General features: G+C 57.2%; 12 protein-coding genes and 7 pseudogenes. 13 read left to right on the forward strand and 6 right to left on the reverse strand.

Features of this window, described 5'->3' with window-relative positions:
- The first annotated feature begins 260 nt into the window (after positions 1-260).
- Positions 261-1,196, forward strand: coding sequence for a hypothetical protein (locus ACMX3H_RS01355; protein ID WP_415209512.1), 936 nt, complete (start codon positions 261-263; stop codon positions 1,194-1,196).
- Between the two features lie 44 nt (positions 1,197-1,240).
- The gene (locus ACMX3H_RS01360; protein ID WP_415209513.1) at positions 1,241-1,558 is read left to right on the forward strand and encodes a hypothetical protein; all 318 of its coding nucleotides are present in this window, start codon (positions 1,241-1,243) and stop codon (positions 1,556-1,558) included.
- Positions 1,559-1,874: 316 nt separating this feature from the next.
- Here ACMX3H_RS01360 and ACMX3H_RS01365 read toward each other — a convergent pair whose 3' ends face one another.
- Positions 1,875-2,309 carry a YhbP family protein gene (locus ACMX3H_RS01365; RefSeq protein ID WP_415209514.1) on the reverse strand — a complete coding sequence of 145 codons (435 nt, stop codon included), beginning with the start codon at positions 2,307-2,309 and terminating at the stop codon, positions 1,875-1,877.
- 341 nt (positions 2,310-2,650) lie between these two features.
- Between ACMX3H_RS01365 and ACMX3H_RS01370 the strand changes: the two genes are divergently transcribed.
- The 6 genes and pseudogenes from ACMX3H_RS01370 to aldA all read left to right on the forward strand — a co-directional run bounded on the left by ACMX3H_RS01370 (position 2,651) and on the right by aldA (position 8,247).
- Positions 2,651-3,736 carry a DUF1615 domain-containing protein gene (locus tag ACMX3H_RS01370; RefSeq protein WP_415209515.1) on the forward strand — a complete coding sequence of 362 codons (1,086 nt, stop codon included), beginning with the start codon at positions 2,651-2,653 and terminating at the stop codon, positions 3,734-3,736.
- Between the two features lie 729 nt (positions 3,737-4,465).
- A complete protein-coding gene (locus tag ACMX3H_RS01375; RefSeq protein WP_415209516.1) occupies positions 4,466-4,657 on the forward strand; it encodes a DUF2382 domain-containing protein in 192 nt (63 codons plus the stop codon).
- A 12-nt stretch (positions 4,658-4,669) separates the two neighbouring features.
- A pseudogene (locus tag ACMX3H_RS01380) lies at positions 4,670-4,879 on the forward strand (DUF2382 domain-containing protein); the annotation flags it as partial.
- Positions 4,880-4,935: 56 nt separating this feature from the next.
- Entirely contained in the window at positions 4,936-5,733 is a 798-nt protein-coding gene (locus tag ACMX3H_RS01385) for a DUF2382 domain-containing protein (RefSeq protein ID WP_415209517.1), read from the forward strand.
- A 3-nt stretch (positions 5,734-5,736) separates the two neighbouring features.
- Positions 5,737-6,027, forward strand: a complete 291-nt coding sequence (locus tag ACMX3H_RS01390) for a hypothetical protein (protein WP_415209518.1) — start codon at positions 5,737-5,739, stop codon at positions 6,025-6,027.
- 799 nt (positions 6,028-6,826) lie between these two features.
- Positions 6,827-8,247, forward strand: a pseudogene (aldA, locus tag ACMX3H_RS01395) (aldehyde dehydrogenase).
- A gap of 81 nt (positions 8,248-8,328) precedes the next feature.
- Here the strand turns inward: aldA and ACMX3H_RS01400 are convergent.
- Positions 8,329-9,441 (reverse strand): annotated as a pseudogene (locus ACMX3H_RS01400) (MFS transporter); the annotation flags it as partial.
- A 31-nt stretch (positions 9,442-9,472) separates the two neighbouring features.
- A pseudogene (gene tnpC / locus ACMX3H_RS01405) lies at positions 9,473-10,584 on the reverse strand (IS66 family transposase); the annotation flags it as partial.
- Between the two features lie 150 nt (positions 10,585-10,734).
- Here tnpC and ACMX3H_RS01410 point away from each other — a divergent pair.
- Complete coding sequence (locus ACMX3H_RS01410) at positions 10,735-11,019, forward strand: hypothetical protein (protein WP_415209519.1); 285 nt, start codon at positions 10,735-10,737, stop codon at positions 11,017-11,019.
- 80 nt (positions 11,020-11,099) lie between these two features.
- Here the strand turns inward: ACMX3H_RS01410 and purT are convergent, their stop codons facing one another.
- Positions 11,100-12,278, reverse strand: coding sequence for a formate-dependent phosphoribosylglycinamide formyltransferase (gene purT, locus ACMX3H_RS01415; protein WP_415209520.1), 1,179 nt, complete (start codon positions 12,276-12,278; stop codon positions 11,100-11,102).
- Positions 12,279-12,715: 437 nt separating this feature from the next.
- Between purT and ACMX3H_RS01420 the strand changes: the two genes are divergently transcribed.
- Entirely contained in the window at positions 12,716-13,495 is a 780-nt protein-coding gene (locus ACMX3H_RS01420) for a YebF family protein (RefSeq protein ID WP_415209521.1), read from the forward strand.
- 219 nt (positions 13,496-13,714) lie between these two features.
- Positions 13,715-15,784 carry a S9 family peptidase gene (locus ACMX3H_RS01425; RefSeq protein WP_415209522.1) on the forward strand — a complete coding sequence of 690 codons (2,070 nt, stop codon included), beginning with the start codon at positions 13,715-13,717 and terminating at the stop codon, positions 15,782-15,784.
- Between the two features lie 26 nt (positions 15,785-15,810).
- Here the strand turns inward: ACMX3H_RS01425 and exoX are convergent.
- Together exoX and ACMX3H_RS01435 are read right to left on the reverse strand one after the other, a co-directional pair.
- A pseudogene (gene exoX, locus ACMX3H_RS01430) lies at positions 15,811-16,517 on the reverse strand (exodeoxyribonuclease X).
- A gap of 556 nt (positions 16,518-17,073) precedes the next feature.
- Entirely contained in the window at positions 17,074-17,301 is a 228-nt protein-coding gene (locus tag ACMX3H_RS01435) for a DNA polymerase III subunit theta (protein WP_415209523.1), read from the reverse strand.
- A 367-nt stretch (positions 17,302-17,668) separates the two neighbouring features.
- On the opposite strand from ACMX3H_RS01435, the pseudogene ACMX3H_RS01440 reads away from it, so the two are divergent.
- Both ACMX3H_RS01440 and mltA read left to right on the forward strand, forming a co-directional pair.
- Positions 17,669-17,986: pseudogene (locus ACMX3H_RS01440) on the forward strand (ferritin); the annotation flags it as partial.
- Between the two features lie 315 nt (positions 17,987-18,301).
- Positions 18,302-19,425 (forward strand): annotated as a pseudogene (gene mltA / locus ACMX3H_RS01445) (murein transglycosylase A); the annotation flags it as partial.
- Positions 19,426-19,534 lie beyond the last annotated feature (109 nt).

The following is a 19,534-nucleotide window of genomic DNA, read 5'->3' on the forward strand; positions in this document are numbered from 1 at the left end:
TATCATCGCCGGATTATCCATGATCTGACAGCCGTCCCTTATAGGATGCGGGTTCACTAGGCATCGTAGTGGAACATATTCTTACCGGGCCATACAACAAACCCACCAATAATTCAAGACGTTCTCCACGGGGCGCTTACCACCAAACGAGGGATTGATGGACTGCGTATCCCCCTGCCCGACGCGGTGAATCACGGCCGGCCGCCCAGCAGCCTCCAGGCGCGCCTGCGCCCGATGTTAATTACAGGCTCGACCCGGACGTGGAAGGCATTTACTCGCTGTCCAAAGCCGCGGTAGCCCATGTTGTGACGATGGGGTATGCCGTTAGCGAAACTTTTCACAATAATGGCTGGCTGCTGGAGAAGCTGGACGACCCTGATTTCCTGCGCCCGTTGCCGGACGCGCCGGTAGCCGATCTCATCGCCGTGGCGGGGCAATACAAGTTGACGCGGCCGTTTCAACACAGCATTTACGTGAAGGTGATGCCGGAGATGGGGGCCCTGTATGGCCCTCAATTTATGCTTCAGCAACGCAACAAAAGCAGGATCGGCGTAATTGAAAAAACGTCCGATGTGTTGGATGTCTATTTTATGTTTTCCTCATCGTCGGGCGGCGCACCCGTCATGCGTGCGGCCCATATTGCGCTGGATCTTGCCGGGATTGCGACAGGCGATATCCCTCCGCTGCAGCGCTTTGTTTCGCTGCGGCCGGCGATGGGCCTCAAGTATATTAATGTAAAGAAAATCAGTGTGTTGCTCGATCGCTTTTTGGGTAAAGGGCAATATTATATGTTGTCGCATTATGACCTTCAGCAAAACCAGAAGGCGACCTCGGCGTTTCCGGCCAATTTTTTACATCAGAACAAACAGCGCATGCTTATGAAAACCGATGAGGCCCGCGAGACGGTGCTCGCGCTCAAGCGGTTGTTTGAAGAAGCCGGCTTTCTGCCGTGCGAACGGGATAAATCTTTAGCCCAGGCACCGCCCCTTCCCCGGACCAGCCCGATATATCATTATCTTCTGTTCGCGTTGGGGGTGACGCCGCAGAAGATGAGATTATTCAATATGCGGCGCGCTGGTTGTATTATTACACCGAACGCATCGATGAGGAATTTGCGGCGCTACCCCTTGCCGAAAATGTGCTGTTCGTTGCGCATAAAACGCGCCGGATACGGCGTGACGGTAAGCCTTCCCTAATGGGGTTCACGTTTTGCAACGATAAAAACCGGCGATTACTTATTATGGCCGATAGCTTTGATGACGCTAACCAGGCGTTGCCGAGAATGCATTTATTGCATGAAGCCTCATTACGCCCCGCCAGCGTAAATTATCTCCATGCGCCGCTACCGACCGATAACGGACAGATAAACGAGCGCGTTGAAGTCTATGAAGATAGAGAGGATATTCGCGATGCGGAACTGATGTATTACAACGCGGAGAGTCAGTTTATCGATCGTTACCGGCGGGCCTTGCTTAAGCCCGACGCGGAGACGGACAAGGCGGCGCGGCATTCATCAAGCGCATGTGGCAGGATAATCTCCTTAGGGCCAATCTGTTGATGGATGATGCCGATACGGTGGCGACGTACATCTACGACCTGGGTAGAGGGATGCGGTATATCCCTGAGGGACAAACGCGATTGGCGGGCGATCGCCTGTCCCAATTGCCGCGCAAAATCTATGCCTTGATTATTGCCTCCGGCCGGCGTCGCAAACCCGCCAGGCAGACGAATTACTGTGTGCCTGGGCATTGCAGCGGCATCATATCCCGGCGCATCAGCACCGGCAAATAGCCTGACGGCGCCTCGCGCGGGGCAGGATCTGGCGGGTCGAACGCAACGACCGGAAGCGCTTGCCTTTGGCTGGACGGCAAACGTCAAAGGGCTTCCCGCCGCCAGCGTAATTTTTTGCCGAAGCCCAGGGTATTGTCGGTCATTTTTACCTCCAGCAGATCTAACTGCCAGAGCGGGGAAGGCATAGCTTTCGCCAGCGGGAAGCTATGATAATAGCGTCCACGCGCCTGTTGTTCCGCCTCGCCTTCGAGACAGGTGATAATACCGCGATACTGGACGCCTTTTATTAACGCTACCGTTTTCGGCTGCGGGACAATGGTTCCCGCTACCCGTGCATTTTGCCGCATCAGTTCGCCGTGGCGGGTTTGCGGGGAGGTCAACAACCACAGCGCCATCGCCGGCTCGTGGAAAACATAAAAACAGTTGGCGCACCAAAGATCGTCGAGGTTGCCGGCGCACAGCGTCAGGACGTGCTGTTTACTGATAAAGCGGCAAATGGCCGCCAGTTGATCATCCATTACGATTGGCCCCCCGGTGAAATGTTGTCCACCGCCATAATGCCGGCGGCGGCGCGCCATTGCTGGCCGAAAAGACTATACTGCTTTCGGCAGAGGACGCAACGTTTCCGGACGGCAATCATTGGCTTGCGGCTTGCGATGCTGTGGGCAGCGCGGCCCGTGAACCGCCCGATGTGCGGATAATGAGGGTTAGCATCGCTATTAAGGACGTTATGTATCACGTGTTACGCAACATTAACCGGCTGGTATTCCCCGCGGTTCTTCACCCGTCTCACGCCGCCGGCGCAGAGCCGCCCGGCTTAAGGTCTAAGTCCGGTCTCCAGGCCGTGCGGTGGCCGGGAATGACGGCGCTGGGAATGTTCACGCTGCTGCTGGGACTTACCGGCTGCGGCAGCCAACAAGGTAAGCAGGCCGACAGCGCCAGACCGGAGGTGGTCAAGGCGCATATCCTGCGCCTGCTGCCCTCCGACGTGCGCGACAAGCCGGGTTGGGCCGCCGATATCGCCACCGCGCTGCCGTCGCAGACCCTTCCCGCCAGCACAGAAAATATCTGTTCCGTCCTGGCGGTCATTGCTCAGGAATCCAATTTTAATGCCGATCCCACCGTGCCAAATTTAGCGAGTATCGCCCGGCGTGAAATCGACCGCCGCGCCGCCGCGCGACATATTCCGGCGTTTGTGATGCACGCCGCGTTATTACTCCCTTCATCCGACGGCCGCAGTTATAGCGCGCGCCTCGATAAGGTGTGCAGCAAGAAAAATCTCAGCGACCTGTTTGACGATTTTATCGACGCCGTGCCGCTGGGGCAGCGCCTATTCGGCAACCTGAATCCGGTGTACACCGGCGGGCCCATGCAGGTGAGTATCGCCTTCGCGCAGGCCCACGCCGAGCATTATCCCTACCCCATTCCGGGCACGTTGCGTCAGGAGGTGTTCACCCGCCGCGGGGGGATCTATTTCGGCCTGGCGCATTTGCTCGGTTATCCAGCCGCCTATTCCCAGCCGCTGTACCGCTTTGCCGACTATAACGCCTGCTGGTACGCCAGCCGCAACGCCGCGTTTCAAAGCGCGGTGAGCCGCATCACCGGTAAAAAGCTGGCGCTCGATGGCGATCTGATCAATTACGCTGCCGGCAGCCCGGGACAGACGGAACTGGCGCTGCGTTCGGTGCAGCAATCGCTGGGATTGAGCACAACGGTGATTCGTCAAATGCTTGAGCAGGGGGAACGAGAGAGCTTCGAGAAAACGGCCCTCTACCGGCAGGTTTACGCCCTGGCGGAACGTGGCGGTAAAAGGTTACCGCGGGAAATGCTGCCCGGCATTAAACTGGAAAGCCCGAAGATCACGCGCGATCTGACCACCGCCTGGTTCGCCAAGCGGGTCGATAGCTGTTATCAGCGCTGCGTCGCCGGCGATCGCGGCGGTTAACCGCCTACTGTTGCTTTTTTTACGGCGCAAACGCGCGCCATAACCTTAGCGTGGCCGGTTAACGACGGTGTGACACGTTGCGCTTTCGGCTTGCAACTGCCGTAGCGCCGAATCTTACCTGGAAATAACCCTCTCTAGCCTTCTGAGCCACGGCGGCGACCTAGAAAGGGAATACCCCCCTTTCGCCGACACGCTAACACCAGCCGGCCCAGAAAAATCCGCTATCGACGTAAGCCCATCACCGCGCGGCTCATCCCCATGCACCCTTGTCGTAAGCCTCCAGCGCTGCGGGGACCGCGCAAGCGGCATACCGCGCTTGAGAAAAAATCAACATCAAGGAGCAAACCGCGGACCAGAAAATGGCCTGCCTAAACGCTATTCTGTCAGCAGCCGTCTGCGGCGAACGGTAAGACCCGCGGCAAATAACGGGAAAAAAAAACTGGCGTGGCAGAGAGATACCGGCATGGGATACATCCGATACCTCTTTATGACGGTGAAAACTTATCTTGCGCTAATGTTTTTACCGTTGAGGTTTTAAGTCATCGGCGGCGGGGTTGGTGGGGTCTTATTTCGCTCCGTGCCGGCGAAGCCGCCTATTTTAGGCTATCATTCAATTATACTAATAATTATATTGCGAATTATTAATCTGAAAAAATTCTCGACTTAATAGCGAAAATATCAGTGATATTAATCAAATAGCGCCAAAGAGGACCAGTGGAGGATCCAACGATGCGTAATCACTCGGCGGATGACTCGCCGCTGCCCTCTGCAGCAGAGGGGGAAACCTCGGAAACCGTCAAAGGGACCCTGCCGTTAGCCCAAGAGCGGGTCGAAGTGGCGAAACAGCGGGTTGTGCAGGGGCGCGTCACCGTCTCGCGCAGAACAACCGAGCGCGAGCAAACCATTGAGGAGTGGTTGTAACAGGAAAATGTCGAGATATACCGCGTCGTAAAAGGGACGCCGCTGGAAGCCCATCCCGCTATCCGTGAGGAAGATGGCGTCATGATTATTCCGGTGTTGGATGAGCATGTTGAAATCGTGCGCACATTGGTGTTGCGGAAAGAGATCCACATTCGCAAAGTGACGACCGCCGTCCCTTATCAGGAGAGTGTGACGTTGCGCAGTCAGGATATAATCGTTTAAAAACAGTGTGATAATGAATGACAGTACAATTTACCCCATTAACGATGGTAGCAATTATGGCACACGAAAAAATCGTAACGTTGTTCGATACTGTCCAGCAGGCGAAAGACGCCCGGCGAGAACTTGAAGCGGCCGGTTTTGCGAATCACGATATCAGTATTATTTCCGGCGAGGACCTGCAATCGGAAGGGAAAGCGATTCGTCATCCCAGCTTGTGGCAGCGCCTGTTTGGTACCGGCGTCGATAAAGAAAATGCGGAACTTTATACGCAAGCGCTGGATACCGGCGGTGTGATTCTGACCTTGCGCACCAAAGAGGACGACGTGCCACAGGCGCTCGCGATTCTAGACGCGAGCGGTGCAGCGGCCGGCGCAGGCGCGGACTATGCGGAGGGTCCCGAGACCGGCTATGCCCGCGACGTTGAGGGCTACACCGCATCATCCCCCACTGGCCGGGCTCAGGCCGGTATTGACGCGCCAGACTATGAGGATGAGGCACTATTACCCGTAAGCCGCGGGGTATTACCGGATGCCCCGGATGTGGCGCGCGATGACGCACCGTCTTACGGCGTCGGGGAGGAGGAAAGGTCCCCCGTTTCCCGCACTCCTAACGCTGACGCGCCGCGTGAAGAAGTCTTGCGCCTGGCGGAAGAGCAGCTCGAAGTGGGTAAACGGGTGGTCAAAGAGGGCGCCACGCGCGTACGTCGCTATGTGGTAAATGAGGATGTCGAGGACGAAGTGGCGCTGCATGAGCAACATGCCGATATCTTTCGCCGCGCTAGAAACGAACCGGCTTATCTGGATGAGGTCGATTGGTCGGATAAAACCGTCGAGGTCACCGAAACCCGCGAATAGCCGGTGATTAATAAAACCGCCGACATCGTGGAAGAAGTGGTGGTGCGCACCGACGGCTCCGATCGAGTTGCGCGGGTGAATGAAACCGTACGCCGCCAGGAAGTCGATATCGAGCATATTGATGATGAAAGGATAAGCGAGGAAACCTATCCTGCTACGGGCGGACAGCGGTTGAGCGGAGAGGATCCTCTGCTAGAGGAAGAACGCGACCCGCTGTGGGTCGATAAAGACCGTCTCGCTGACGAGGAGCGCGACGGTGCTCTCGATCCGCTACGCGATCCCAAACGGAAATAAATCTTGGTCGCAAGGGTTCTTAGCCAGACGCGCTGAAGCGATATCAATGGCGCTGGCCATGCTTTAGCCTGCCGTGCAGGGCAGGGCGCCGCCACTTTTTCTGGCGATGCGTCTCCCTTGCCCTAAGCCCGTCGGGCGGGCATCACCGCGATATAAGTGATATAAGCTATGTTATCTATGTTAGCTATATCAGATAGGTAGGCTATATAGGCGAGGCGTCGTGGTGCCTTGGCCCTGAGCGTGCCTAGCCGGGTGGATCATTGCTGGTGGTGTAGCGTCGGCGGCGGCCGAGTCTCGCTCTGCCAATGAGTTTAATAATGTGATGGTCATCATGATTTGACAAATTATCTACCGAACTCCGCCCATTATTTTTGCCTTTCCAGCCGGTAGGAAAATCCCACGTTACAGCCGTTTTTTGTGACTGATATCGTGTTTTTCTTTGTGTTATTGCCATTCATTCTGTTTCTTTGGCAACCCGGTAAAGGCGCGAAGAGGTTATAGCCCGTTATACTGATCTGTTATCCGCGCCGTTCGCGTTATTCAAGCGCCCGCCGATCTGCTGCTGTTAAGTGTCAATGGATAGCGCATAGTTTATTGTTTTTATTGCTTTTTTATTCTTCATTTTCTGTCGGCGTGGATGAAAACCGCTGCCGCCCGCCTCCGTTTTTTCCCCGCTGTAGCCCGGTGCCGGTTGGATTGCTTTCTCAGCGCTGGCGGGATAAAACGTGAGGCAAACGCGTAACATTTTCCCAACATTTCTTTAATGGAGCCGTTCTCATGACGATGTAAGCAGCAGAAAATGTATATCGATGGGCAATTTGTTGATCATCAGGGGGATAAATGGATTGAGGTAGTGAATCCCTCGACCGAAGAGGTGATCTCCCGCGTTCCCGACGCCGGCGTGGAAGACGTCAGAAGCGCTATTGACGCCGCGAAGCGTGCGCAAGAAGCCTGGGAGGAACTTCCGGCCCAAGAGCGCGGCGTCTGGCTGCATAAAATCGCGGCGGGTATTCGCGCCCGTGAGAAAGCGCTGACGGACATCATTATTGCCGAAGGGGGCAAAACCCGCGCCCTGGCCAATACCGAAGTGTTATTTACCGTCACTATTTGGATTATATGGCGGAGTGGGCGCTGCGCTACGAAGGGGAAATCGTGCAAAGCGACAGGTGCGATGAAAATATCTTTGTCTTCAAAAAAGCTATCGGTGTCACCACCGGCATCTTGCCGTGGAACTTTCCTTTCTTTTTGGTAGCGCGCAAAGCGGCGCCGGCGCTGGTGACCGGCAATACCATCATAGTTAAACCCAGCCAGTTGACGTCGAATAATGCGATCGCCTTTGCTGAAATTGTCCACGAGGTCGGACTGCCGAAGGGCGTATTCAACCTGGTGACCGGCCGCGGCTCTGTCGTTGGCAATGAGCTGGCTTCCAACCCGAAAGTCGGCATGGTCAGCCTAACCGGTAGCGTGTCGGCGGGCGAGCAAACGATGGCCGCAGCGGCCAAGAACATTATCAAGGTGTCGTTGGGGCTGGGGGGGAAAGCGCCGGCTATCGTCATGGCGGACGCCGATTTGGATCTGGCGGTGAAGGCCATCGTGGCCTCGCGGGTGATCAATACCGGGCAGGTGTGTAACTGCGCCGAGCGGTTCTATGTTCAGGACAGTATTAAGGATGCGTTTCTCAACCGCCTGACCGAAGCGTTCAAGCAAGTGACTTTCGGTAACCCCGCCGAAAAGGACGCGCGGGATATGGGCCCGCTGATTGATGAAGTTTCCCTACAGGGCGTACAGGAAAAAGTTGATCGCGCGGTTTCTCAGGGCGCGACGCTGGTGACCGGCGGCAAGCGGGCCGAGGGCAAGGGTTACTTTTTCCAGCCGACGCTGTTGGTGGACGTGCGCCATGAGATGGATATTATGCACGAGGAGACATTTGGCCCGGTATTACCGGTGACAATCTTCTCTATCCTGGATGAGGCGGTAAAAATGGCCAACGATTGCGAGTTCGGACTGACGTCGTCGATCTACACCACCAATTTGAACACCACCATGACGGCCATTAAAAAGCTGAAGTTTGGTGAAACCTACATCAATCGGGAGAATTTTGAAGCGATGCAGGGTTTCCACGCCGGCTGTCGCAAATCGGGTATCACCGCCGCCGACGGGCGCCACGGGCTGGAGGAATATCTGCAAACCCACGTGGTTTATCTGCAGTACCAGTCCTGAACTCGAGCTGCAGGACCGGGCGGTTGCTCCGGTCCTTGTTTTTATGGGGTGACGGCTCGATGAGAGGCAATGACTGAAGCGTCAGACATTTTTGCTCTCCATGGCCGATGCTGGCGTACCGCGGTGGCCATTTGCCCGGCGGCAAAGCAGGTAAAGGGCGGCGACGACCGACACGCCGGTGAGCGCATACAGACCGCCCGTGGTGCTGCCCGTTTTTTGCTCCAGATAACCAAACACGGCAGGGGCAAAAAAACCGTCCAGGTTGCCGACCGAGTTGATAAGCGCAATACCGGGAGCGACGATACTGACCGGCAGCGAGCCCTGAGGCATCGGCCAAAAGAATGTGGCTCTGGTTTTCGAGCCGATGCAGGCAATGCACACGGCGACAAAACCAAACCACGGGTTGCCCAGGGTCGCCAGGAAAGTGCCGAGCGCGGCCACCAGCATCGCCAGCACTTTATCCAGCACATGACGGAAGCGATCGCTGATTTTTCCCACCAGATTGATGGCGATGATGGCGCAAAGCCAGGGAATAGCGGTCAGCAGGCCGATACCGAACTCGCCAAAGCCCTGGATGCGGTGAATAATTTGCGGTAGCCAGAAGACCGGGGTTATAGCCGGTCATCGTCATGGTGAAGAAAATAACACAATAAAACAGCATTTGGCGATCAAAGAGCAATGCCATGCGCGAGGGGACGCCCGACTGCAGGCGACTGCGCGCCTCTTCCTCATCCGCCAGCCGCGTGGTAAGGGCGTCGCGTTCGCGCGCGCTTAGCCATCGAGCCTGTCGCGGTGAAGACACCAAAATAAATGAAACGATAACGCCGATCGCTATCGAAAAGAAACCTTCCAAAAACATGACCCATTTCCAACCGGGGAGGGTCAGGACATTATGCAGGCTGAGGATGGCGCCGGTGATGGGCCCGGAAAACAGAAATGCCGCCGCGGAGGCGCTTAATATCATCACGGTTGCCCGGCCTCGATAGGTATTGGGTACCCACGGGCGGAAATAGAACAATATCCCCGGAAAAAAGCCCGCCTCGGCGACGCCGAGCAGGAAACGCAAAATATAAAATGAACGGGCGAGGTAATAAAACCGGTGCAAAATACCACCAATCCCCAGGTAATCATAATGCGCGTCAGCCAGACGCGGGCACCATAGCACGCCATAAACATATTGCTGGGCACTTCAAACGTAAGCGTACGCCTAGCGCCGTATTGACAGTTATTCAGCAGGGATGGTGAGGTTCCACGGCAGGAGCTCTTTGATTTTGTTGATGGGATGATCTGCGATAATCGCCAGCACATGGCGCAGATACGCTTCCGGCTCCACGCCGTTCAGTTTGCAACTGCCGATCAGCGTATACATCAGCGCCGCCCGGTCGCCGCCGCTATCCGAACCGAAAACAGATAGTTCTTGCGACCCCGGCTTATTACCCGCAGCGCGTTTTCAGCGATATTATTGTCGATCTCCGCCCAGCCATCGCCGGCGTAGTAGCACAACGCCCGCCAGTGGTTCATCAGGTAATGGAACGCCTTTGCCGTATCGGCCTGGCGCGACAGCGTGGTGAGTTTTTCCCGGACCCAACTCTCCAGACCAACAAGTATTGGTCGGGATCGTGCTTCGCGCACCTGTTGTCGTTCCTCTGCCGGGGCGCCCCCGGATATCGGCTTCGATCGTGTACAGCTCACCGATCCGGCGCAGGGCCTCGGTAGTGGTCGGCGACGGATGGCGCACATGGATATCATGGATTTTACGCCGGGCGTGGCCATGCAGCCGACCTCGCGGATATGCCCTTCTTTATACAGTGGATTGAAGCCCGCGTACGCATCCGCCTGCAACAGGCCGCTGAACCCGGCCAGATGCGTTTGCGGATGAGCACCCTTGCGGTCCGGGCTGTAAGCGAACCACACTGCGGGCGGCAGTGTCGAACCGGCATTCCGGTCGTCACGCACATAGACCCATAGCCGGCCGGTTTTAGGCTTGCCTTTGCCCGGTTGCAGCACGTCCACCGGCGTGTCGTCGACGTGGACTTTACCCGTCGACATCACATAGTCGCATACCGCGTCGGCCAACGGCGCCAGCAGGTTGCCGCACAACCCCACCCAGCCGGCCATCGTGGCCCGGCTCAGTGTGACGCCCTGGCGGGCGAAGATTTCCGACTGGCGATACAGCGGCGAGTGCTCCGCGTATTTCGCCGTCATCACGCGCGCCAGCAGGCCCGGTCCAGCGATGCCGCGCTCGATGGGYCGCGACGGCGCCGGCACCTGGACGATGACATCGCAGCGGGCGCAGGCCTTCTTTTTACGCCGGATTTTTATCACCTTGAACGCGCTTACGCCTTATGCAGCTCGCGACCGCCGTGCCGGGACTGTTGTTGGCGCCGGTAATCGCCCGGATGAAAGACCAGCGCTTGCTGGCGTGCGCGACCGGCCTGGTCACGCTGGTGTCGATGGCGGGGCCTGGCGCTATGGCCCGCCGGGGTAGTGGTTTGGACCGTATTGTCGGGTGTCGGCCCCGGCGCGGCGATGATTTTGGGGCTGGCGTTTATTAGTTTACGCGCGGCGGAATCCCACCAGGCGGCGGCGCTGTCGGGGATGGCCCAATGTGTGGGTTATTTGCTGGCGGCGGTGGGGCCGATGCTGATGGGCGCATTGCATGACCTCTCCGGTAGTTGGTATTGGCCGCTGCTCATTTGTAGCCTGTGCGCCGGTATAATGGGCCTGCTGGGCTTCTTGTGCGGCGCCGACCGGCAAATCGGCGCTCGCTGAGGCCGCCGCCAGCCCGTGACCGGCAGCCTGTGCGCTGAGGTCGCCGACCCATGACCGGGATCGGCGGCCCCATACCGCTATTAACCGATAACGTTTACCGCGGCGGCGGCCTCTTTTGCTACCGTGACGGCCTCTTCCACCGTGGGCGCCACGGCGAGCGCCACGCCCAGCCGGCGTTTGCCGGTGAGGCTGGGTTTGGCAAACAGGCGGATCTGCTGCCCCGCGGCCAGCGCGTTTTCCAGGCCGCTGAAGCGGACGTTGTCACTTTCCAGTTCGGGCAGGATCACCGCCGCCGCCGCCGGGCCATATTGGCGGATTGTGCCAATCGGCAGTCCCAGAAAGGCGCGAACATGCAGGGCGAATTCTGATAAGTCCTGCGAAATCAAGGTGACCATGCCGGTGTCATGAGGGCGGGGGGACACCTCGCTGAAAATCACCTCGTCGCCGCAAATAAACAGCTCGACGCCGAACAGACCGTGGCCTCCGAGCGCACTCACCACTTCAGCGGCAATCGCCTGCGCGCGCGCCAGTGCCAGCGCGCTCATTTGCTGTGGGTGCCACGACTCCCGGTAGTCGCCGTCTTCCTGCCGATGGCCGATGGGCGCGCAGAAATGGATGCCGTCCACGGCACTGATGGTCAACAGGGTGATTTCAAAATCAAACGCCACCAGCCCTTCAACGATAACCTTGCCGCCGCCGGCACGGCCGCCGAGTTGGGCATACTGCCAAGCCGCATCCAGCTGCGCCGCTTCGCGCACCAGGCTTTGTCCTTTACCGGAGGAGCTCATGACGGGCTTGATGATAAAAGGGTAGCCGATAGCCGCTATCGCCTGGTCCAGCTCTGCCCGATCGGCGGAAAAGCGATAGCGCGAGGTGGGAAGAGCGAGCGTTTCCGCCGCCAGCCGGCGGATGCCTTCTCGGTTCATCGTCAGCCGCGTCGCGTTGGCGCAGGGCACCACGCGGTGGCCTTCTTGTTCGAGAGTGACCAGCATGTCGGTGGCGATAGCCTCGATTTCCGGCACGATATAATGCGGTCGCTCGTGTTCGATTACGGCGCGCAGCGCCGCGCCATCCAGCATGTTAATGACGTGGTGGCGATGCGCGCCGTGCATCGCCGGGGCATCGGCATAGCGATCGACGGCGATCACCTCCACCCCCAAACGCTGGCATTCGATGACGACTTCTTTACCCAGCTCGCCCGAGCCGAGCAACATGACACGCGTTGCTCCCGGACGACGTGCCGTTCCGATGGTGATCATTTCGTTTACCCGAGGTCATAAAAATTGCGCGCAGTATAAACGAAAACGTTTGCCTATGCATCCGTCGGCCCACAGGCTGCTTACGCGTCGCTTACTCTTGTCCCCGGTCGGACCGTTAACGCCTCATACCGCGCGACCGCAGGCAGCACGGCTAACCCGTAGCGCGGCGATACTTCTCTGCTGGCGAGGAGCGTCCTGGCCTACCCCTAGCGCGGCGTTATTTCCCTTGCCGGCTAGGGGCGCGTCGCGCTCGCCGCCGCGCGCAATGACGGCGGACGCTCTATCCGGCCCCCAGATAACGCAGCATGCCCCGCGCATGGAACCATGAATAAGCAAATATTTAAAGCTTTTGAAATAAAACAGTTTCGCACGGAATTTTTAACCGGCTATTATCACCTAATGAGGTGAAAAAGATTAATTGATCACGTGGAGGAACTATGCGTAAAACGGGAAATAGGGTGGTGGGGATGCTGATGGCGGGACTATTAGTATCGTCAATTTCGGCGCGGGCAGATGATGAAACGCCGGCTCCCGTCCCTGCGCAGGATAATACCGGGCAGTCAACGCAGCAGGCGGCCGGCGATACCCAACAACCCATCACGCCCCCCGTCGCCAACCCGCCGCAACCTCAGGGTGAGAACAATGCCGCCTCAAACGGCGGCGGCAATGGGACAGGCCCCTCGCCCGCTCCGGACGGCAGCGCCAATGCGACGAGCGCCGTACCAAGCGCCAACGCGCCAAGCACCGCGCCCGCGTCAAACGGCGACGGTGACAAAGCCGCCGCTGGCCAAAACGGCGAAGAGTCGGCCGCAGCGGGTGCGCCCAAGAGCGGCGCCAAAGAGCCTGCTGCGGCAGACAAGCGTTCGGCAGCCAAAAAAGCGGCGGGGGATAAAGCGGCCAAAGCCAAAAGCACCAAACCCGGACCACCCGCCGCCACGCCTGAAATCGCCAAAGTCGCCCCTTGTCCCGATCTCAACTCAACCCAGGTCGCGGAGCTTATCGATCAGGATTACACCCAAAACCGGTTTCAGCGTTCCGAACAGGACCAACAGGCAGCCGGCGGCAGAAATATCAACGCCTGGGTAAACCCGGAAGACGTTACCGGCGAGGGTGATGTCTGGCAGGCGCCGCTTAAGGTGCGCGGTAACGAGCAGGACCTGAACTATGCTGTTACGCTGGACTGCACCAAAGGTGAAATCACTTACCGGTTAAATTAATGATTCCCCCGGCGGCGGCGTGTTGGCTGCGTAAGCCTATTTCTTTTCCCTTTCGTGACCGCCTCGCTTTGGCCTGCGCCCATGCCCGTGCGGCGCCGGCTCGGCCCCGACAAGCGCAGCGGCGCGGCCCGACACACAATGCCGCGCAGGTTCCCGCTGCGCTTGGCATAGCACCATATTCGTGCCACTCTATTTTTATAGAGAATAAGGAATTGCCGTATGACATTGCCACCCAAAGCTGAAAAACGACCCTTTACGTTAACGCTACACGGCGATACCCGTGTGGACGACTATTACTGGTTACGCGATGATAAGCGTGAAGATCCGGCGGTGCTGGATTATCTCAAGCGGGAAAATACCTACGGCGAAATGATGATGGCCGAGCATGAAGCGTTGCGGCATCAACTGTTCACGGAAATGGTGGAGCGCATTCCCCAGCAGGATCGTTCTGTGCCCTACGTCCGTCGGGATTATTGCTATCAAAGTCGTTACGAAGAGGGTAATGAATACGCCATCTATACGCGTCAGCCGGCATCGGCAAATCCGCAAGAAGAGTGGGAGGTGTTGCTCGACGGTAATCAACGTGCCGCCCAAAGCGAATTTTATACCATGGGTGCGCTGGAGATCAGCCCCGATAATCGCATCATGGCCGTCGCGGAAGATTTTTTATCGCGTCGCCTCTATGGGCTACGCTTTAAGGATTTGGCCCGTGATTCATGGTTTCCGGAAGTCATTGAACACGCGTCGTCCAGTTTTGAATGGGCCAATGACTCGCGGGTGTTGTATTACGTCCACAAACATAAGAAGACGCTGCTGCCGTATCAAGTATGGCGCCATGTGGTGGGCACGCCGACCACGCAGGACGAGCTTATTTATGAAGAGCAAGACGACACCTTTTATATCAGCGTGCATAAGACCACCTCGGAGCGCTATATTCTTATCGCCCTCGGCAGCACCACCTCCGGTGAAATTCTGCTGCTTGACGCCGACGATCCAAAGGCGAAGCCGCACAGGTTTTTGCCGCGGCGGCACGATCACGAATATTCACTGGATCATTATCAAGGCCACTTCTACATCCGCTCCAATCGCGACGGTAAAAATTTCGCGCTGTATCGCGGCGAAACCGGTGAGGAAAAACTGTGGCAGGAGTTGATCCCGGCGCGCAAGGACGTGGTACTGGAGAGCTTCACGCTGTTTAGCGATTGGCTGGTGCTGGAGGAGCGCCATATGGGGCTCACCAGCCTGCGCCAAATCAGCTGGTCGACCGGCGAAGAAAAGGGCATCGCGTTTGATGATCCCACCTATGTGACCTGGCTGGCGTACAACCCCGATCCGGAAAGCGCGCAGATGCGGTACGGTTACTCCTCCATGACGACGCCAGCGACGTTATTCGAGATGAACCTGGATACCGGCGAACGCAAGCTACTCAAGCAGACGCAGGTGAAAAACTTCCAGGCGGACCATTACCGCAACGAACGTCTCTGGATCACCGCCCGCGACGGCGTCGAGGTGCCGGTGTCGCTGGTTTACCGCAAGGGTTTGTTCAAGCCGGGCAGCAATCCCCTGCTGGTTTACGGCTACGGATCCTACGGCAGCAGTATGGATCCGGACTTCAGCGCCAGCCGGCTGAGTTTGCTGGATCGCGGCTTCGTCTTTGCCTTGACGCACATACGCGGTGGCGGCGAGCTCGGCCAGGAGTGGTACGAGGACGGCAAATTATTCAACAAGATGAATACCTTCAATGATTTTATCGACATCAGCCGCGAACTGTTGCGTCAAGGGTATGGCGATGCCGAACAGGCCTTCGCCATGGGCGGTAGCGCCGGCGGGCTGCTGATGGGGGCGGTCATCAATCTGGCGCCGGACCTGTTCAAAGGTCTGGTAGCGCAGGTACCCTTCGTGGATGTGGTGACCACCATGCTGGATGAATCCATCCCGCTGACGACCGGCGAATACGAGGAGTGGGGAAATCCGCAGGATGAAGCCTTCTATCGTTACATTCTGCAATACAGTCCCTATGACCAGGTACGTGCGCAGGCTTATCCCCATCTGCTGGTCACCACCGGCCTGCATGATTCGCAGGTGCAGTATTGGGAGCCGGCGAAGTGGGTCGCTAAATTGCGTGAATTGAAAACCGACGATCATCTGCTATTGCTGTGCACCGATATGGATTCCGGCCACGGCGGCAAATCCGGTCGCTTTAAAGGCTATGAAGGGGTATCGATGGAATATACCTTTATTCTGGCGCTGGCGAAAGCCGCCGGCAGCCCGCCGACGGGGTCAGCTTAACCCTGGGAAGGCGGCGGCACGCGGGTTCATTCCCCGGGTTGTCTCTCGGCATGGCGGTGTTTTTCGCTGTCCGCCCCGGAGAGATGATAGTTAAGGCTATAACGCAGGTCGGCGGATAAATCGCGCAGGTTGGCCAGCAGCCAGTATAGATAACCGGGGTCATCACGGGCGATCTGCGCCAGCGGCTGGCCGCGGTACTTACCGAATTTCAGGCTGGAAGTAACGTGGTCTCATTACTTATCGCCACCATCTCCTCGGGGCTCCAGCCGGAATCCTGCCGTATCTTCATCAACAGGGCGGCGGTGACGTAGCAATCGTACAACGCCCGGTGGGGGTAGAGCCCCACCGGCGGCGCAACCTGTAGATTAAGCGCATACCGCAGATATTGATTACCGTACTTGATACCGGGGTACAATTTTCGCGCCAGTTTCAGGGTGCAGATCCACGCACCGTTCATCTCCGGCAACATCCGCCTGTCGAAGGTGGCATTATGCGCGACATAATAGGCGCTGCCCTGGTAGCGGCCGATAACGCGCGCGATGCGCGGTTTATCCGCCACCATCTCTTCGGTAATATGGTGGATAGCCATCGCGCCCAGAGCAATGGGGCGTCCCGGATTCACCAGATCGCTCATGACATTGCTGATGCCCGTATCGCTGAGGTCCAGCGAGGCGATTTCCACGACTCCCGCGTCAAGGCCGCAGGTCTCGGTATCGATCACGCGAAAGGTCATAATAGCTCCTGTTCTGGCAAAGTTGCCCTATTATGACGCCTTAAGCGGCAATAAAAAACCCGCTGCGAGGGCGGGTTGATAGGAAAGGAAGCGGCAAGGCATCACACAATATCGGCAGGCGCCTTTTTGTTGCGCTTTTCGGCACGCTTTTCTTCCGGCGTTTTCAACGGTTTCTTCTTCGTATATTTTTTACGATCCATTCCCTTACTCATTAATGACCTCTCAGTGGCAGACAGGAAATGCTGGATTTATTAACTGCCGATTGTTGGTCGTTGGCAAAACAAATCGTGCTATTTCATGCCAAAAAGAGAATGACGGACCTTGCGGCGCCGGGAGCGTCTGCAAAACGCGGCGTATGGCGCGCCATTAATCGCGCGACTCATGCCGCCACGTTGATATTAGGCCGCGCGCGACAAAGCGGAAAACGAGGCATAACATTTACGTCGCCCTCAGCAACGCAAATCCAGCGCATAGGCGAGGGGGCATACCCCGGGTAATAGACGGCGATAGACACCACATTGTCGCACAGGGCGCGCAGCCCTTTCCTTGCGGAGGACTATTTGCGCGGCTCGTAGGGGAGGCGGGAGAAATTGAGTGAAGCCTGCCGGTGGAAGGCCACGCGGGTTCGGAAATAGTCGCGTAACGGCGCGGGTTGTTCCCGCTCCACCTGTTCCGCTACCACCGGCATGTTATAGCGTTCTTTGAACGCCACGGCTGATGCCGCCAGGTCGACGTTGATTTTATGGCGCGTCGGCTCGTCAAGGGTGGCTAAATTGTACGTCATCGTGACTTCTCCCGGTTCATGGCGGTCCGGCGTTCAAAATAAAACAGCCGGCGGTGGTTTGCAAGCCGCCGGATGGCCGGGGTGAATAATAATCGTTTCTCTTTCGGTTCCGGCATCTTCGGCGGCGCGACACAATGTGGTGCGGGAAATAATCGTTAATTAAGAATACAAATAATAATCTCTATCAATTCCAAGAGAGGAATAATTATCACTCCCTGGCGTGAAATGGGGTGACATTTGCATGCCATTGAATTATAATATCTTTAAATTATCCGTTTATTTCGGAATAAGCCGGTTTGTTTTTCCCCGTGATGTTGGCATAATAGCGAAAATAAATCACCTGCACATCCCATAAGGACGCCAGTCAATGTTAAAAAAAGAAATGGCGAGCAAGCTAAATGAACAATTAAATCTCGAATTCTTTTCCGCCAATCTCTATTTGCAAATGAGCGCATGGTGTAATGACAAAGGATTAGAGGGCGCTAGCCAGTTTTTCAAAACTCAGTCCAGCGAAGAGATGGATCACATGCGCCGCCTGTTTGATTATCTCAATGACACCGGCACCATGCCGGTACTGGGCGCTATCGAAGCGCCACCGGTCGGGTTTCCTTCCCTGGCCGAGCTGATTAAACTCGCCTACCAACATGAGCAGATGATCACGCAGAAGCTCAACGAGCTGGCTCATGTGTAAGCGTACGCCCAGCGCCGTATTGACAGTTATTCAGCAGGGATGGTGAGGTTCCACGGCAGGAGCTCTTTGATTTTGTTGATGGGATGATCCGCGATAATCGCCAGCCCATGGCGCAGATACGCTTYCGGCWSYWSSMMRYTSARYKKMSWRSWGCCGNKMAGCGTATCTGCGCCATGKGCTGGCGATTATCGCGGATCATCCCATCAACAAAATCAAAGAGCTCCTGCCGTGGAACCTCACCATCCCTGCTGAATAACTGTCAATAAGGCGCTGGGCGTACGCTTACGAATTAAACGGCGCGAGAACGTTATGAGTAAACAGTGGGTAAACTATGTGATCGGCGGCGTTATTATCGCCATTCTTGCCGGGTGTCAATCCCGACCCACCGATCGCGGGCAGCAGTATAAAGATGGTCAACTTACCCCCAGCCGCTGGCGCTGGTCAACGCGCCCAACGCCCGCGGCAAGCCGGTTAACGCCGGGGATTATGCCGATCAAGTGCTTGAAACCCAATACGCCGCCGCCTTGTTTCAACGCAATCAGACCGATTTTGCCGCTATCCAGCGCTGGGCGCAGGCCGGCGGCGATACTCGTCAATTAAGCCAGTACGGCATCAAAGCCTATCAAATGGAAGGCGCGGATAATTACGGTAATGTGCAGTTTACCGGCTATTACACGCCGGTGGTGCAGGCGTGCTACACGCCGCAGGGTGAGTTCCGTTATCCGCTGTACCGCATGCCGCCGCGCGGTAAAAATCGCCGCCTGTCGGACCTCGCGGCTATCTACAGCGGCGCGCTGAGCAGTGGTCTGGTTATCGCCTGGACCAATTCGCTGATGGATAATTTCATGATGGAAGTCCAGGGCAGCGGCTACGTGGATTACGGCGACGGCCGGCCGCTGATGTTTTTTGCCTACGCCGGTAAAAATGGCCATGCCTACCGCAGTATCGGCAAGGTGTTAATCGACCGCGGCGAAGTGGCGCGGGAGGATATGTCGATGCAGGTGATACGCCACTGGGCTGACATCCACAGCGAAGCTGAAGTGCGCGAGCTGCTTGAGCAAAATCCATCGTTCGTGTTCTTTAAACCGGTTCCTTTCGCACCGGTAAAGGGGGCCAGCGCCGTGCCGCTGGTGGCGAAAGCGACCGTGGCCTCTGACCGTTCGCTTATCCCTGCCGGTACCACGATCTTGGCGGAAGTCCCGCTGCTGGACAATAAAGGTAAATTCACGGGAAAATATGAGCTCCGTTTGATGGTGGCCCTGGACGTCGGCGACGCGATTAAAGGCCAGCATTTCGATATGTATCAAGGTATTGGCCCGGAAGCGGGACATTCCGCCGGCTATTACAACCATTACGGCCGGGTCTGGGTGCTGAAAAACGCGGGGAACGCCGGTCCGCTGTTCACCGCCTACAATAGCGGCGGCAGTCAAGCCGGTGGCGAGGGGAGCACCTCCGGCGGTCTGACGGGCGGCACCTCCGGCGGTTTGACGGGTGCCCAGCCTGCCGCGCGGCGGGCGCCCAATACCCTGCAGGTGATTTACG

Source organism: Sodalis sp. (in: enterobacteria), from assembly GCF_047607725.1.
In the GTDB taxonomy this organism is placed as follows: Bacteria; Pseudomonadota; Gammaproteobacteria; order Enterobacterales; family Enterobacteriaceae; genus JBLKSS01.